Consider the following 16,283-nt stretch of genomic DNA (forward strand, 5'->3'; position numbering starts at 1 on the left):
TTGAACATTTCTTTTTAACGATGTTATTAATCCTTTTTTAATTCAAGTTCTTCTATTAGTCTCTTACCACTTTCTATATCATGAGAAGGAAGAAAAATAACAGATTTATGTTGTGCTAATTCCAAAATCTGATTTCGAGTTTCGATACTTTTTTTATGGCTTTTTATGGTAGCAGAAAAAGTATTATCTATTAATCTATCCTGATTATAGATCAAGTCTCCAGCAAAAAAGAGTAATTTTTGATCATTTAATTTTAAAATAATAGAACTATGTCCTCTAGTATGACCTTCAGTAGCTACCATAATCAAATCTTTAGCTTTAGTTAAATAAGAAGTCTTGTTAAAGTTTTCATAGGTGTCTTCTAAACGAATAGTGACAAAATTACAATTAGGAGGAAAAAGTTTAGGAAAAGAGCTATCTTTTGTTTTCCATTCTCTTTCATTCACAAGTATAGGAGTATTAGGAAAATGTTTTAATCCGCCAGTGTGATCTATATGTAAATGAGTAAGTATAATTGTATCAATTGATGTATTGTTGATTCCAATTTTATGGAGTTGTTGGTGAATTTCTTCTTGTTCAGTTATTTCGAATTGCATTTGTTTTTCGAAATAATATTTAGAAATGAAGTTTAGATCTTTAAAATAGTTATGCTTTTTTATTTCAGCTGATAATCCAGTGTCTATTAAGAATAATCCTTCAGGATGCTCTATTAACCAGCACCAAACAGGTATAAGTGCTCCAAATTCTTTGTCCCAAAAAGATTTTAGAGTACTTAACACACCAGGATTCTTAGACAGTAAAACACTTTTTTTTACTGCTAATTGTCCAGTTTGTATAGCATGTACTGTTATATTTCCGGAGGTAGATTTAAAATTTTTTGTAATTATTTTCATTTTGAAAAATATCCCCTGTCAATTAGGTCAAACTGATTTAAAGTATTATTGATTTTTCTGAATATACTAAAATAAAAAAGATCGCTAACATTGTTAACGATCTTTAAACAAACAACTAAATTCTAAAACCTATAAAAGTTGAAGAAATTGTTAAGCCCTAAGACTAATATTATTAGAAGCAGTACTTATTTTCTGCTTTTAGCTTTTCAGCAATAGTATTACGTAACTCAACTACGTTAGGGTAGTTTGTATACTTTGTGAAACGTTTAAGTCCCATAAGCATCATACGCTGCTCATCTCCTTCTGCAAAAGAAACGATACCTTCTCTAGCACTTTGAGTAATGATTTCTACAGCGTTATATAAATATAATTTAGCCATAGCGATTTGCTCTTTTTGAGCATCTTCACCAAAACGCTTTACGTTTTTCTCAGTTCTTAAAATACCAGACTCTGCCATGTAGATCTCGATTAAGATGTTAGAAGCAGCAGTTAATAACTGTTGGTGCTTTTCTAAATCTGGACCAAATTTTTGCAATGCAGCACCAGCAACCATTAAGAATACTTTCTTTAATCTTCCGATGATATCTTTTTCTTCAGAGAATAACTCAGAGAAATCTGGAACGTCAAAAGATGGAATACCCATTAATTCATTTCCAACAGCAGTAGCTGGTCCTAATAAATCAACGTGACCTTTCATTGCTTTCTTAACTAACATTCCTACAGAAAGTAATCTATTAATTTCGTTAGTACCTTCATAGATACGAGCAATACGAGCATCTCTCCATGCAGATTCCATTGGAGTTTCTTCAGAGAATCCCATTCCACCAAAGATTTGGATTCCTTCGTCAGCACAGTTTTGAATATCTTCAGAAACAGCAACCTTTAAGATAGAACATTCGATAGCATATTCCTCAACACCTTTTAATTCAGCTTCTTGATGTGTGTTTCCTTCAGATTCACGGATAGCGATTCTATCTTCGATATTTTTAGCAGCTCTATAAGAAGCAGACTCACCAACATATGCGCTAGTAGCCATTTCAGCTAACTTAGACTTGATAGCACCGAACTCACCAATTGGAGTTTTAAATTGCTTACGCTCGTTAGCATATTTTACAGCTTCAGTAATTACTCTTCTTTGAGAATCTAAACAAGCAGCAGCTAATTTTATACGACCAACGTTTAATGCATTCATCGCAATTTTAAATCCACCACCACGCTCAGATAACATGTTTTCAACTGGAATTAAAGTATCATTAAAGAATACTTGACGAGTAGAAGAAGCTCTAATACCTAATTTGTGCTCTTCTTCACCTAAAGTAACTCCATTAGGATTGTCCTTATCATATTCTAAAATAAATCCAGTAATATTTTTATCATCTTCGATACGAGCAAAAACGATGAAAATCTCAGCAAATCCTGCATTAGAGATCCACATTTTTTGTCCGTTAATTTTATAGTGTTTACCATCTTCAGTTAACTCAGCAGTAGTTTTACCAGAGTTAGCGTCAGATCCTGCACCTGGCTCAGTTAAACAGTAAGCTCCAAAACGCTCACCCATAGCTAAAGCTGGTACATATTTTTGTTTTTGCTCTTCAGTACCATATAAAGTAATTGGCATAGTACCAATACCAGTATGAGCACCGAAAGCTGTACTAAAAGAACCTGTTCCACTAGAAATATAATCACAGACCAACATAGTAGAAACAAATCCCATTCCTAATCCACCATAAGTATCAGGAACTGCTACACCTAAGAAACCTAATTCTCCTGCTTTACGCATAGTTTCTTCAGTTAATGCATAATCCTTAGCCTCAAAACGAGGTTTATGAGGAATAATTTCACGGTCGTTAAATTCGATAACCGCGTCTCTCATCATTGTTTGCTCCTCAGTAAAATCTTCAGGAGTAAATATATCTTCGCAATTTGTTTCTTTTACTAAGAATTGTCCTCCTCGTAAAATGTCTTTATTTAATGTTTCAGCCATTTTTGTGTTAGTTTTTTTGATTCAAGAACCAAGAGTCATGATTATTTTAGTCTCGTTTGGAAGCTTGAAATCATTTTTTGTAATTGTTTAATTTTATGCTCTAATTCTTCAAATTGATCTTCAGATAAATAATTTTCGTTGAATGCAATAATCAGTTGAGTTTCCCATTCAAAAGCCGAACCTAAACTATCTTCTAGATATTTGTTAAAATGTTTATCAGTGCTCTTACTTGAACCTTCGGCTATATTGGAAGGAATAGAAATAGCACATCTATTCATCTGACTTACCAATCCAAATTTTTCAGAATCAGGAAATGTTTTTGTCAGTTTATAAGAATCAGAAACTAGACTTATACCTTCGTTCCAAATTTTTAATTTTTTGAAGTTATGCATTTGTCTTGTCTCTTGATTCTTACAAGTCTATTATCTTAATTTAAAAATTCGAAAATACCAGCAGCTCCTTGTCCAGTACCTACACACATAGTTACCATTCCGTACTTATTTTTCATTTCACGCTTACGCATTTCATCGAATAATTGAACAGATAACTTCGCTCCTGTACATCCTAAAGGATGCCCTAAAGCAATAGCTCCACCATTTACATTAATTATATCTGGATTTAAGCCTAATTCTCTAATTACAGCTAATGATTGAGAAGCAAATGCTTCGTTTAACTCAATTAAGTCAATATCATTTTGTTGTAATCCCGCTTGCTTTAATGCTTTTGGAATAGCAGCTACAGGACCAATACCCATAATTCTAGGAGGAACACCGGCAGCAGCATAGCTTACCATACGAGCAATTGGTTCAAGGTTTAATTCCTTAACCATATCTTCACTCATCACCATTACAAATGCAGCACCATCACTAGTTTGAGATGAGTTACCCGCAGTAACAGACCCATTAGCAGCAAATACTGGACGTAATCTTTGTAATCCTTCTATTGTAGAACCTTTACGAGGCCCTTCATCTTTAGTTACAGTAAACTTACGTGTTGCTTTTTTTCCTTTAGCATCGATATACGTTTCTTCAACCTCGATAGGAACGATTTGATCTTGGAAACGATCTTCAGCTTGTGCTTTTAATGCTTTTAAGTGTGAATTTAAAGCAAACTCATCTTGATCCTCACGAGAAATTTTATACTCTTGTGCTACAGCTTCCGCAGTATTACCCATTCCCCAGTAATAATCTTCATGTCCTGCATTTACAATATTGTAATTTAATTCTGGTTTAAATCCAGTCATAGGAACAGAAGTCATACTCTCAGCACCACCAGCAATAATACATTCTGCCATTCCAGATTGTATTTTAGCGACAGCCATACCGATAGTTTCTAATCCTGAAGAACAAAAACGGTTTACGGTAACACCAGGTACATCAACAGAATCTAATCCAATTAAAGAAATAATACGTGCCATGTTTAATCCTTGAGATCCTTCTGGCATTGCATTTCCTACAATTACATCATCAATACGTTTTACGTCAAACTCAGGAAGTTTTCCCATCATGTATTGAATTGTTTCAGCAGCTAATTCATCTGCTCTTTTAAATCTAAAACCACCTCTTTTTGATTTACCTACGGCAGTTCTATATCCTTTTACTATATATGCTGTTTTCATTTTATTTTGTGCTTTAGGCTCTAAGCTGTAAGCTTTTAAGCGCTAGGTTAAGTTTTTAATTTAGCCTATTGCTTTTGGCGTAAGGCTTAAAGCAGCGCAACTTTAGTTACGCAAAGGTTTACCAGTTTTTAACATGTGCTGAATACGCTCTAATGTTTTACGCTCTGTAGTTAGACTTAAGAATGCTTCGCGTTCGATGTCTAATAAATACTGTTCAGAAACTTTTGTTGGTTCTGATAAATCTCCACCAGCCATTACATAAGCTAGTTTGTTGGCAATTTTCTGATCGTGTTCAGAAATAAATCTACTAGCTTGCATAGAATCGGTAGCAACCATAAATGCTCCCAATGCTTGTTTACCTAATACTAATACATCTTTTCTTTTTACACTTTGGGTGTAACCAGCATCTGCTAAAAGTTTAGCATGTTTCTTAGCTTCAGCAATCTGACGATCTCTGTTTACCACTACAACATCTTTTCCTTGTTGTAATAACCCTAAATCAAATGCTTCGTACGCAGAAGTTGAAACTTTTGCCATACCAATAGTTAAGAAATATTCTTGAAGAACATTTAATTGAACATCACCTTTACGGAAAGTATCAGAAGCTCTTAACGCCATTTCTTTAGAACCACCTCCACCAGGAATAACTCCAACACCGAATTCTACTAATCCCATGTACGTTTCAGCAGCAGCAACAACTTTGTCTGCGTGTAATGATAATTCACAACCTCCACCTAAAGCCATACCATGAGGAGCAGCAATAACAGGAATTGAAGAATAACGCATACGCATCATTGTATCTTGGAAGTATTTGATCGCCATGTTTAACTCGTCATATTCTTGCTCAACAGCCATCATGAAAATCATACCAATATTAGCACCAACAGAGAAGTTTGCTCCTTGGTTACCCACTACTAATCCGTCAAAGTCTTTTTCAGCTAAATCTACGGCTTTGTTTAATCCAGCTAAAACATCTCCACCGATAGTATTCATTTTCGATTGGAACTCACAATTTAAGATTCCGTCTCCTAAATCTTCAATTACAACTCCTGAATTTTTGAATACTTCGTTAGATTTTCTAATGTTATCTAAGATGATAAATGCATCTTGTCCAGGCTTTTTAACCTGAGCTTTTTCATTTACATCATAATAATAGGTAGCTCCATCTTTTACTGTGTAGAAAGCAGTTTCTCCTTTAGCTACCATTTCAGTAACCCAAGCAGCAGGTTGTTTTCCTTCAGCTTTCATTAATTCGATACCTTTTTCAACACCTACAGCATCCCAAATTTCGAATGGTCCATTTTCCCAACCGAAACCAGCTTTCATGGCATCGTCAATTCTATATAATTCGTCAGAAATTTCTGGAATTCTATTTTGAACATAAGCAAACATTGCAGCAAAGTTCTTACGGTAGAATTCACCCGCTTTATCTTTACCACCAACTAATACTTTAAATCGATCAATTGGTTTGTCAATCGTTTTCGTTAATTCTAAAGTAGCAAAAGAAGCTCTTTTCTTAGAACGATATTCCATCGTATCTAAATCTAAAGTTAAGATTTCTTTTTTCCCTTCAGCATTTACTGACTTCTTATAAAAACCTTGTTTTGTTTTACTACCTAACCATTTGTTTTCCATCATTGTATTGATGAAATCTGGTAATTTAAATAAGTCGTGAGCTTCGTCGTCTGGACAATTATCATAAATTCCATTAGCAACATGTACTAATGTATCTAAACCTACAACATCTACAGTACGGAAAGTAGCTGATTTTGGACGACCAATTACTGGTCCAGTTAATTTATCAACTTCTTCAACTGTTAAACCTAATTCTTTTACTTGGTGGAATAAAGATTGAATTCCAAAAATTCCAATACGGTTACCAATAAAAGCAGGAGTATCTTTAGCTAAAACAGAAGTTTTTCCTAAGAACTTTTCACCATATTCCATTAAGAAATCTGTAACTTCTTGTTTACAATCAGGTCCAGGTACAACTTCGAATAATTTTAAGTAACGAGGAGGATTAAAGAAGTGTGTTACTGCAAAATGCTTTCTAAAATCTTCACTTCTTCCTTCATTCATAAATTTGATAGGAATACCAGAAGTGTTAGATGAAATAATAGTACCAGGAGTACGATATTTTTCTACTTTTTCGAAAACACTTTGTTTAATGTCTAAACGCTCAACAACAACTTCCATTACCCAATCTACATCTTTAATTAAATGTAAATCGTCATCAATATTACCTGTAGTAATTCTATCAGCAAACTTTTTGTTGTAGATAGGGGACGGTTTAGATTTTAAAGAAGCAGTTAACGCATCATTTACTAAACGATTACGTACAACTTTATCTTCTAATGTTAATCCTTTTGCTTTCTCTTTGTCGTTTAGTTCTCTTGGAACAATATCCAAAAGTAACACATCAACACCGATATTCGCAAAGTGGCAAGCAATACCAGATCCCATAATACCAGATCCTATAATCGCTACTTTTTTAATTCTTCTTTTGCTCATTATACTTGAATAGGTTTGATTTATACAGCTGTAGAAGACATATCATCGTTGTATATCTTTTTTTCAGCTATAAGTTTGTTTATGATTTCAGTTATTTTAAAAAATGTTTTGATTTCATTATCGGTTAAACTTTCACGTACCTTATTATTAAATTGGTATACATAACCTTTAGAAATTTCTCTTTTTTGTTTACCAAACTTAGTTAGCTTGATAATTACACTCCTACCATCGTCTGGGTTTTTCTCTCTTAGAATAAGTTTTTTGTCTTCCATAGATTTTAAAATTCTAGAAAGACTTGTAGGTTCCATTCCCATGAGGGGACCAAGAGCAGTTGAAGGAGTTCCATCTTCAAAATCAATATTAAGCAGTACAAAAGCCATAGCCATAGTGCTGTCATGCTTAGAGGCTTGCTCATTATACATTTTGGCAACAGCTTGCCAAGTTGCTCTTAATTGATGATCAATTGATTTACTTTTATCCATATTCTCGATTCCAAAGATAAGAAAATTTATTATGCATGCATAATAAATTGAAATAAATTATGCGTGCATAGTAATTTTTTAACATTAAATTAATTTGTAACATTTGTTTAGTAAGATGTACTAACTATTTGAAAAAATGTAAGTTTGTAATTGAAGATTACAGCTCAATAACCAAAAATCAATGAATAATTTATTAGAAATTAACAATGTAGTAAAACAATATGGAGGTTACACTGCATTAAATGATGTATCGATGCACATTCCAAAAGGAAGTGTTTTTGGTTTATTAGGACCAAATGGTGCAGGAAAAACATCTTTGATTAGAATTATTAATCAGATTACAATGCCAGATAGTGGTGAAATAATTTTAGATGGAGAAAAGTTAGCACCACATCATATTGAACACATAGGTTATCTACCAGAAGAAAGAGGTTTATATAAATCTATGAAAGTAGGAGATCAGGCTTTATATTTAGCTCAATTAAAAGGGATGAGTAAATCTGAAGCAAAAAAGAAACTGAAGTATTGGTTTGATAAATTTGATATTGGAGCCTGGTGGAATAAAAAAATTGAAGAACTTTCAAAAGGAATGGCTCAAAAAGTTCAGTTTATAGTAACGGTATTACATGAACCTAAATTATTAATTTTTGACGAACCCTTTTCTGGTTTCGATCCTATAAACGCACAATTAATAGCTAAAGAAATTCTTCAACTTAGAGATGAAGGAGCAACTATTATTTTTTCAACACATAGAATGGAAAGTGTGGAGGAAATGTGTGATTATATTGCTTTGATCAATAAGTCTAATAAAATTTTAGATGGAAAGCTGGATGATATCAAGCGCCAGTATAGGACTAATGTTTTTGAGATTGGATTAAAAACTGATAGAGCAGAAGAGGTGAAATTACAGTTAAAACAAAACTTTGATATAAGTCCGGCAAACTTTAAATCATTAAACGAAGGTTTAAAACTGAATGTGAAACTAAAGAGTAATACTGCAAATGATCTATTGTCGTTTCTTACGGCTAATGGAGAAGTAAATCATTTTGTAGAGTTAGTGCCAAGTGCAAATGATATTTTTATCGAAACTGTAAACAAAACAAATTAAAATGAATAAGTTAAAATTAATAATAGCACGTGAATTTATAGCTAAGGTTAAAAACAAGTCATTCATTTTAATGACATTTTTAAGTCCTGTTATTGCAATTGCCATGATTGGTTTAGTAGCATTTTTAACAAAAAAGAACGATGATAAGGTAAAAGAAATAGTATATGTAGACGAATCAGGTTTGTTTTTAGATCAAGATTTTAAAAGTACTAAAACTATAAAGTATGTAGATTTCACAAAATTAGGAGTAGATGAAACAAAAAAGAAAGTAGAAGAAGGAAATCATTATGGAATGCTACATATCCCTAAAATAGATAGTTTAGAAACATTAGCAAATTCTATAGAGTTTTATTCAAAAGATACACCTGGTTTAAGTGTAATTGGGAGTTTAGAAAGTAAAGTCAATACAAAATTGAGGGGTTTGAAAATGCAAAAGCTGGGTATTGATGAACAGAAAATAAAATTATCTAGAATTAAATCTGATATTAAATTATTTAATTTTTCTGGAGAGAAAACATCTAAATTAGCTAATGGAATTAAAATTGCAGCTGGTACCGTAGCAGGATATTTATTAATGATGTTTGTTATTATTTATGGAGCTGCTGTGATGCGAAGTGTAATTGAAGAGAAAACCAGTAGAATTATCGAGGTTATTGTTTCTTCGGTAAAGCCTTTTCAACTCATGCTAGGTAAAATTATAGGTAATGCTTCTGCTGGAATTTTACAGTTTTTTATTTGGGGGATTTTGTTATTTACGCTTAGTACTATTGCATCTGTAGTGTTTGGGTTTGATATGGGTGGAATGCAACAAGCTAATTTATCACCTGAGCAAACACAGGCTATAGAATCTATGGGGAATGATAAAGTTCAAATATTAATTCAAGAGTTATATAAACTACCAATTTTAAAATTATTCTTGTTATTTATCTTTTATTTCTTGGGTGGATACATGCTATATAGTTCGTTATTTGCTGCTGTAGGAGCTGCGGTAGATAGTGAAACAGATACACAGCAATTTATGATGCCAATAATGTTGCCTTTAATGTTAGGAGTATACGTTGGGGCTTTTACAGTAATTGATGATCCGCATGGACCAATTTCAGTAATTTTTTCTCATATTCCATTCACTTCACCGATAGTAATGTTAATGAGAGTGCCTTTTGGGGTTGCTTGGTGGGAAATTTTAGTATCAATGCTTATTTTAGTACTCACTTTTCTTGCTGTAGTATGGCTAGCATCTAAGATATATAGAGTAGGAATTTTAATGTACGGTAAAAAAACAACATATAAGGATTTATGGAAATGGATCCGTTATAGCGCATGATACAATAATAAATGAAAGAGGTTCATAAAATATTAAACTATACATTTCACTACAATGATCATATAAGTATTAGTGTAAAATCACTGCTCATTCTTGTAGCTGTGATTATGTTAGCATCCTTTTTCTTAAAAATATTTCAAAAATATATAAAAGGGAAATTACAGGCTCAAGACAAAAATAAATTTGATACTGTTTTTTCCTTTGGGAAATGGTTATTGTACATAATTATTTTCTTAATTACTTTACAAAGTTCTGGAGTTCAAATCACCGCTGTATTTGCTGCATCAACAGCTTTACTGATTGGTGTTGGTTTGGCGCTCCAGACTTTTTTTCAAGATATAATTTCTGGAATTTTCATTATCATGGATCAGAGTGTTCATGTAGGAGATTATATTGAAATTGATGGAAAAGTAGGTAGAGTAGTAGAGATTAAGCTAAGGACTACCAGAGCTGTAACTATAGAAAACAAAGTACTGGTGATTCCTAATCACATGTATTTAAAAAATAGTTTATACAATTGGACTCAAAATGGAAGTAAAACCAAAAGTACAGTTAAGGTTGGTGTTGCTTACGGTACAGATGTTCAATTGGTAAAAAAAATATTACTACAAACTGCGGAAGAGCATAAACAGATTTTAAAGAGTCCAGAACCTCTAGTTTTATTTAAAGATTTTGGAGACAGTTCACTAGATTTTGAACTGATCTTTACTATTCATAATAGTTTTCAGTTAGCTGTTATCCAGAGTGATTTACGTTTTAGAATAGAAGAATTATTTAGAGAACATAATATTAGTATTCCTTTTCCTCAAAGAGATGTACACTTATATACCAGACAATAACTAACTTTAAACTTAACGATATGAAATTTCAATTTTACCTTTTTGTATTCTCAATTTTCATTACAGGGTGTAAACCAACAGAAAAAAATAAGGATGAAAATAAAACAGAGGCTGTTGAAATTAAAAGCCCGTTTAAAGAAGAAGAGGTAAAATGGTTTAAAGATAAAGGTACTGCTTCAATTCAAGGAATAGCAAAGTTTAAATCTAAAGGCGGGGTTGTACGATTTGGAAAAGAGTTTAGAATAGAATTACAGCCGTATAGTGCATATACAAAAGAGCGATTATCTCATATTTATAAGAATAAGAATGGTGATTTTGTGTATATAGAAGATGGAGTACCAAAGTTTACTCCAGATCCTAAAGGATATCACGATACTAAAAAAACTATGTGTAACTCAGAAGGTGAGTTTGAATACAAGGATTTACCTGCTGGAACCTATTATGTAATTGCTTTTATGCTTTGGGATGAAACAGGTGGAGGTATTATGCGACGTGTTGAGTTGATTGAAGGAGAAAATAAAGTGATAGAAATGAAAAATTTTGAAGAATAAAATATTTATGAATTATAAAAATATGATTTCTTTGTTTTTTTAATAAATGGAATGTTTATTGATTAGAACTTTATAGAATCCCTAAATAGATTTAAATTTAAAGAAAAGTACACAAATAATATGTCTAAAATATTAATCATAGAAGACGAAGCTGCAATTCGTAGAGTATTAAAAAAAATTATTTCAGAAGAGAATGATGCTTATCAAGTAGAAGAAGCTGAAGATGGTTTAGCAGGAATCGAGTTAATTAAAAATAACGATTACGATTTGGTGCTATGTGATATTAAAATGCCAAAAATGGATGGTGTTGAGGTACTTGAAAAAGCGCGAAAAATAAAACCAGAAATCCCAATGGTTATGATTTCAGGCCATGGTGATTTAGATACTGCTGTAAATACAATGCGTCTTGGTGCTTTTGATTATATTTCTAAACCACCAGATTTAAATCGATTATTAAATACGGTAAGAAATGCTCTTGATAGAAAAGAGTTAGTCGTAGAGAATAAGCGTTTAAAAAAGAAAGTGAGTAAAAATTATGAGATGATTGGTGAAAGTGATGCCATAACTCATATTAAAGAAATCATAGAAAAAGTTGCAGCCACGGATGCTAGGGTATTAATTACTGGACCAAATGGAACAGGAAAAGAATTAGTAGCGCATTGGTTACATGAAAAATCAGATAGAGCTAAAGCTCCAATGATAGAAGTTAATTGTGCGGCTATTCCTTCTGAGTTAATAGAAAGCGAATTGTTTGGTCATGTAAAAGGTAGTTTTACTGGAGCAAATAAAGATAGAGCAGGTAAATTTGAAGCGGCTAATGGAGGAACTATTTTCTTAGATGAAATAGGAGATATGAGTTTGTCAGCTCAAGCTAAAGTGCTAAGAGCGCTTCAAGAAAATAGAATTTCTAGAGTTGGTTCTGATAAGGACATTAAAGTAAATGTTCGTGTATTAGCGGCTACTAACAAGGATCTGAAAAAAGAAATTGCTGAAGGACGATTTAGAGAAGATTTATACCATCGTTTAGCTGTTATTTTAATTAAAGTTCCAGCATTGAATGATAGGAGAGAAGATATTCCGTTATTGGTAGATTTCTTTGCAGATAAGATTGCAAAAGAGCAAGGGAATCCTAAAAAGGAGTTTTCAAGCAAGGCTATTAAATTATTACAAGAATACGACTGGACAGGTAATATTAGAGAATTACGCAATGTAGTAGAACGTTTAATTATTCTTGGAGAAAAAGAAGTTTCAGATAATGATGTAAAATTATTTGCAAGTAAGTAACTATTATTCTACAATAGTTACTTTACAATCAGAGAGTATATAGTTAAAATGTTCTACGTCACTATCGTTTAAGCTTAATACTCCAGTTACAGTTACTATAGTATCTGTTTCATAAGGTTGTTTAGAAGGAAATTGAAGCTCCACTGCAGTTTCAGGTCCTCCAACTCCACAAAAATAACATGAAGCCATAGGCCCTTTCGAGAGAATATAAATAGCTCCATTAGGGGCTAGATTTAAAAAATATCCTGTAATACTAATACGTTTTCCTTCTAAATTTTTAACAGATTCAGAAAACGTAGGATGTAAAAAGTAATCGTCATATTTCTTAAAATATTTTTCGGTAAATGTTACTTTAGAAAGATCTTCCCATGTAATGTTTTTCTGAGCAAATACTGGCGCTACAGATACAAAAAGAAATATGATTACAATACTATTTTTCATTACTCAATATTGTTGAAATTTTCATTTTTAAAATTGGATACACAGACAAACTTATGGAAATTATTGCTAATATAAGCACTAATAAAGCTATTGGGTACGTATCTGTAAAGGATAAACCTTGTAGCATACTCTGCTGATGACCTACTTTAAAAGTGTTTAATAAAAGCTTTAAAATTATTTTAATTACAATAACTCCCAATCCAAAAGCAGTGAATACAATGATAAAACCTTCATAGGTTACCATTTTTATCAATTGTGCATTACTAGCTCCGTATGTTCTTAATAGAGCTAAATCAAATGCACGATCTTTAACCATTTTGTAAAGACTAATAAAAATAGTTAAACCAGCTATAAATAAAATTAAATAAGCAATCCAAGTAATCGTTTTGAAACCAATTCCCGTGTAAGCATAGAGCTTATCCATTTCAAATTTTGGTAAAGCAGCTTGCATATTTGTTTGTTGGTTAATTTTTCTTGGTAATGTTAAAATTCCTCTTGGATTCTTAAAGGAAATTAATAGAGAAGTGATTTCTTGGTCCTCTTCATGCTCATCAGAATGTTCTTCATCATCGTCATGGTCTTTATGTTCTGTATGATTTTTGTGTTCATCAGAATGTTCTTCATGATCGTCATGGTCTTTGTGCTCTTCATGATTTTTGTGTTCATCGGAATGTTCTTCATGATCGTCATGGTCTTTGTGTTCTTCATGATTTTTGTATTCATCAGAATGTTCTTCATTTTTATCATGTTCTTCATTTTCATGATCATGATGGTCGTGAACGTCCCAAATACTTTCTAATTTTGTAATTATTAATCGATCAATTACTTTATATGTCGGTTTTAAAATACCAACAACAGTAAATACCTCTTCATGTACATCAATTTCATTTTCAATTAATCCATGAGAACTTAAAAAAGTATCTCCTACTGAAAGGTTGAGCTTATTGGCAACGGTAGAACCTATGATAGCTTCTAGGCTTTTATTGATTTTTTTTCCTGTCGCTAACTCACCTCCATATAATGATGTAAATTGATCAGATGTTCCAACAATTCTATATCCTTTATAATTGTCTCCGTAAGAAATTGGTACAGCAGATCCTATCATAGGATTTTTTGCTATTTTTTTTGCTTCCTTATAAGAAATATTTCCTGTAGGATCATCTAAGTGTAATACAGATGCTAATACCAATTGTAATGGACTTCCTTTGGCACCAACTACTACATCTATTTCTCCTAAATTATTTTCCGTTTGGTATTTAAAAGAAGATTTTAGTTGTTGTATTCCTAACAATAAAGCGATACTTAAAGTAAGAGTGAAGACACTAATAAAAGTATATAATGGTTTAGATTTTATATTTTCTAAACTCATTTTCCATACATTCATCATAAGTTTATTTGGTTTTGAAAGTAAGACTTTATCCTATGATCGTGTGTAATTACAATCAAGCTTGCTTGTGTTTGTTTCGCTTGTTGTTTTAGTAATTCTATTACAATTTTACAAGTTTCATCGTCCAAACTAGATGTAGGTTCGTCTGCCAATAAAATTTTAGGTTTATGTATCACTGCCATGGCAATACTTAATCGTTGTAATTGCCCTTCACTAAGTTTATTTATATTACTATTCTTGTATTCTAATATTTCTAGTTGATCTAATAATGATTCAATGTCTTTGTTTTGTACTTTAGACTTGCTAAAGAAAAGACGCGCTTGTAAATTTTTAAAAACACACAAAGATTGAATGGCATGTTTTTTTTGAAAAACAAGTCCGATATTTTTTCCTCTAAATTGATCTAATTTATTATTTGATAAAAGTTGTATTTCAGTATCATCTATGATTACTTTTCCTTCAGTAGGTTTAAGTAATCCAGCTAGTAGATGTAGAAAAGTAGTTTTTCCAATACCTGATTTACCCAAAATAAGTAAATCTTCTTTTGGACTTAAATTAATATTAGGAAAATGAAATAGTTCGCTACTATTTTGATATTGAAATCTGAGGTTTTCTGTTTGAATCATTTAATTAGATAGAACTAGTATTAGTTATACATATTGTATTGGCCACTGATCTTCTTGAGGAAATAACTGTGTCTTCCATAATTCAACTTCTTCATCGGTTAGTAAACATTCATTTAGATCAGTAATCATTTCTTCTTTTTCTAATTGTTGACCTATAAAAACTAGTTCGTTTTTACGATCACCAAAATCTGCGTCCCATTCTCCTTCTATTTGCTCTCTATTCTCTATAAAAGCTCCATAATTTACTCGTTCAGAAAAAGGCATACTTGCCCACCAAACTCCTGCACTATCAACTTTACAAGATCCCCCAGCGGAACTCCATATTAATGCCTGATCTTTTCTTGAAGCTAACCAAAATAACCCCTTACTTCTGATAATATTTTGCGGGAATTTTTGATTTAAATAATTTAAGAATCGATTGGGATGAAATGGCTTACTGCTTCTAAAAACAAAAGAGCTAATTCCATATTCTTCCGTTTCTGGAACATGTTCGTTTTCTAATTCTTTAATCCAACCCGCAGAAGCTTCAGCTTTTTCGTAATCAAATAAGTTTGTATTAATTACTTCATTTAAATCAACTTTAGATTGACTTGTTGGAATAATTCTAGCTTCAGGATTTAACTTTTGAATAATGGCACTAAGTAATTCCAAATTTTCTTTTGATACCAAATCGGTTTTATTCAAAAGAATAACATTAGCAAATTCTATTTGATCTGTCAATAAGTTTACAATAGTTCTATCATCTCCTTCGATATTAGTTAACTCTCGTGTAGCTAAATAATCAGAGCTTGAAAAATCTTTCAAAAAGTTAAATGCATCGACAACTGTAACCATTGTATCTACATAGCTAAAACGGCTCAAATCGATTGCTCCATCTTCACTCTCAAAACTAAATGTTTGTGCTACAGGAATAGGTTCACTAATTCCTGTACTTTCTATAATTAAGTAGTCGAATTTATTTTGTGAAGCTAGTTTTTCCACTTCAACCATTAAATCTTCTCTCAATGTACAGCAGATACAACCGTTAGACATTTCTACTAACTTTTCTTCTGTTCTTGAAAGTGTATTTTCATTTTCAATAAATTGAGCATCAATATTAACTTCGCTCATATCGTTTACAATAACAGCTACTTTTAAACCTTCCTTATTGTGTAAAATATGATTTAATAATGTAGTTTTTCCAGCTCCAAGGAAACCACTTAATACTGTTACAGGTAATTTTTTCATGTGTATAC

15 protein-coding genes are annotated in these 16,283 nt (G+C 31.9%); 5 read left to right on the forward strand and 10 right to left on the reverse strand.

Annotated features, from left to right (window positions below; genetic code table 11):
- Positions 1–26: 26 nt before the first annotated feature.
- From BVC87_RS09465 to BVC87_RS09490, 6 genes are all read right to left on the reverse strand, one after another.
- On the reverse strand, positions 27–893 hold the full coding sequence (locus BVC87_RS09465; RefSeq protein WP_075342130.1) for an N-acyl homoserine lactonase family protein: 867 nt from the start codon (positions 891–893) through the stop codon (positions 27–29).
- A gap of 172 nt (positions 894–1,065) precedes the next feature.
- On the reverse strand, positions 1,066–2,877 hold the full coding sequence (locus BVC87_RS09470; RefSeq protein WP_075342131.1) for an acyl-CoA dehydrogenase family protein: 1,812 nt from the start codon (positions 2,875–2,877) through the stop codon (positions 1,066–1,068).
- A gap of 41 nt (positions 2,878–2,918) precedes the next feature.
- Positions 2,919–3,269 carry a four helix bundle protein gene (locus BVC87_RS09475; protein WP_075342132.1) on the reverse strand — a complete coding sequence of 117 codons (351 nt, stop codon included), beginning with the start codon at positions 3,267–3,269 and terminating at the stop codon, positions 2,919–2,921.
- A 35-nt stretch (positions 3,270–3,304) separates the two neighbouring features.
- Positions 3,305–4,495, reverse strand: a complete 1,191-nt coding sequence (locus BVC87_RS09480) for an acetyl-CoA C-acyltransferase (RefSeq protein ID WP_075342133.1) — start codon at positions 4,493–4,495, stop codon at positions 3,305–3,307.
- Positions 4,496–4,597: 102 nt separating this feature from the next.
- A complete protein-coding gene (locus BVC87_RS09485; RefSeq protein ID WP_075342134.1) occupies positions 4,598–7,006 on the reverse strand; it encodes a 3-hydroxyacyl-CoA dehydrogenase/enoyl-CoA hydratase family protein in 2,409 nt (802 codons plus the stop codon).
- Positions 7,007–7,026: 20 nt separating this feature from the next.
- A complete protein-coding gene (locus BVC87_RS09490; RefSeq protein WP_075342135.1) occupies positions 7,027–7,488 on the reverse strand; it encodes a MarR family winged helix-turn-helix transcriptional regulator in 462 nt (153 codons plus the stop codon).
- A gap of 181 nt (positions 7,489–7,669) precedes the next feature.
- Here BVC87_RS09490 and BVC87_RS09495 point away from each other — a divergent pair, with 181 nt between their 5' ends.
- The 5 genes from BVC87_RS09495 (at position 7,670) to BVC87_RS09515 (ending at position 12,594) form a co-directional block, all read left to right on the forward strand.
- Positions 7,670–8,596 (forward strand): ABC transporter ATP-binding protein, encoded by a 927-nt coding sequence (locus BVC87_RS09495; protein WP_075342136.1) that lies wholly within the window; start codon positions 7,670–7,672, stop codon positions 8,594–8,596.
- A 1-nt stretch (position 8,597) separates the two neighbouring features.
- Entirely contained in the window at positions 8,598–9,920 is a 1,323-nt protein-coding gene (locus BVC87_RS09500; RefSeq protein WP_075342137.1) for an ABC transporter permease, read from the forward strand.
- A gap of 11 nt (positions 9,921–9,931) precedes the next feature.
- Positions 9,932–10,759, forward strand: coding sequence for a mechanosensitive ion channel family protein (locus tag BVC87_RS09505; protein ID WP_083629375.1), 828 nt, complete (start codon positions 9,932–9,934; stop codon positions 10,757–10,759).
- 20 nt (positions 10,760–10,779) lie between these two features.
- Positions 10,780–11,310 (forward strand): hypothetical protein, encoded by a 531-nt coding sequence (locus BVC87_RS09510; RefSeq protein ID WP_075342138.1) that lies wholly within the window; start codon positions 10,780–10,782, stop codon positions 11,308–11,310.
- 120 nt (positions 11,311–11,430) lie between these two features.
- On the forward strand, positions 11,431–12,594 hold the full coding sequence (locus tag BVC87_RS09515; RefSeq protein ID WP_075342139.1) for a sigma-54-dependent transcriptional regulator: 1,164 nt from the start codon (positions 11,431–11,433) through the stop codon (positions 12,592–12,594).
- A gap of 3 nt (positions 12,595–12,597) precedes the next feature.
- On the opposite strand, the gene BVC87_RS09520 is transcribed toward BVC87_RS09515, so the two are convergent.
- From BVC87_RS09520 to BVC87_RS09535, 4 genes are read right to left on the reverse strand one after another with little or no spacing between them, the layout of a single operon-like run.
- On the reverse strand, positions 12,598–13,035 hold the full coding sequence (locus BVC87_RS09520) for a hypothetical protein (RefSeq protein ID WP_075342140.1): 438 nt from the start codon (positions 13,033–13,035) through the stop codon (positions 12,598–12,600).
- The gene (locus BVC87_RS09525; protein WP_075342141.1) at positions 13,025–14,419 is read right to left on the reverse strand and encodes an ABC transporter permease; all 1,395 of its coding nucleotides are present in this window, start codon (positions 14,417–14,419) and stop codon (positions 13,025–13,027) included. Before BVC87_RS09525 ends, BVC87_RS09520 begins: the two co-directional genes overlap by 11 nt.
- Positions 14,419–15,048, reverse strand: coding sequence for an ABC transporter ATP-binding protein (locus BVC87_RS09530; RefSeq protein WP_075342142.1), 630 nt, complete (start codon positions 15,046–15,048; stop codon positions 14,419–14,421). The genes BVC87_RS09525 and BVC87_RS09530 overlap by 1 nt, the downstream gene beginning before the upstream one ends.
- A gap of 24 nt (positions 15,049–15,072) precedes the next feature.
- Positions 15,073–16,275, reverse strand: coding sequence for a GTP-binding protein (locus BVC87_RS09535; RefSeq protein ID WP_075342143.1), 1,203 nt, complete (start codon positions 16,273–16,275; stop codon positions 15,073–15,075).
- Between the last annotated feature and the right edge of the window lie 8 nt (positions 16,276–16,283).

Source organism: Tenacibaculum agarivorans, from assembly GCF_001936575.1.
Classification (GTDB): Bacteria; Bacteroidota; Bacteroidia; order Flavobacteriales; family Flavobacteriaceae; genus Polaribacter; species Polaribacter agarivorans.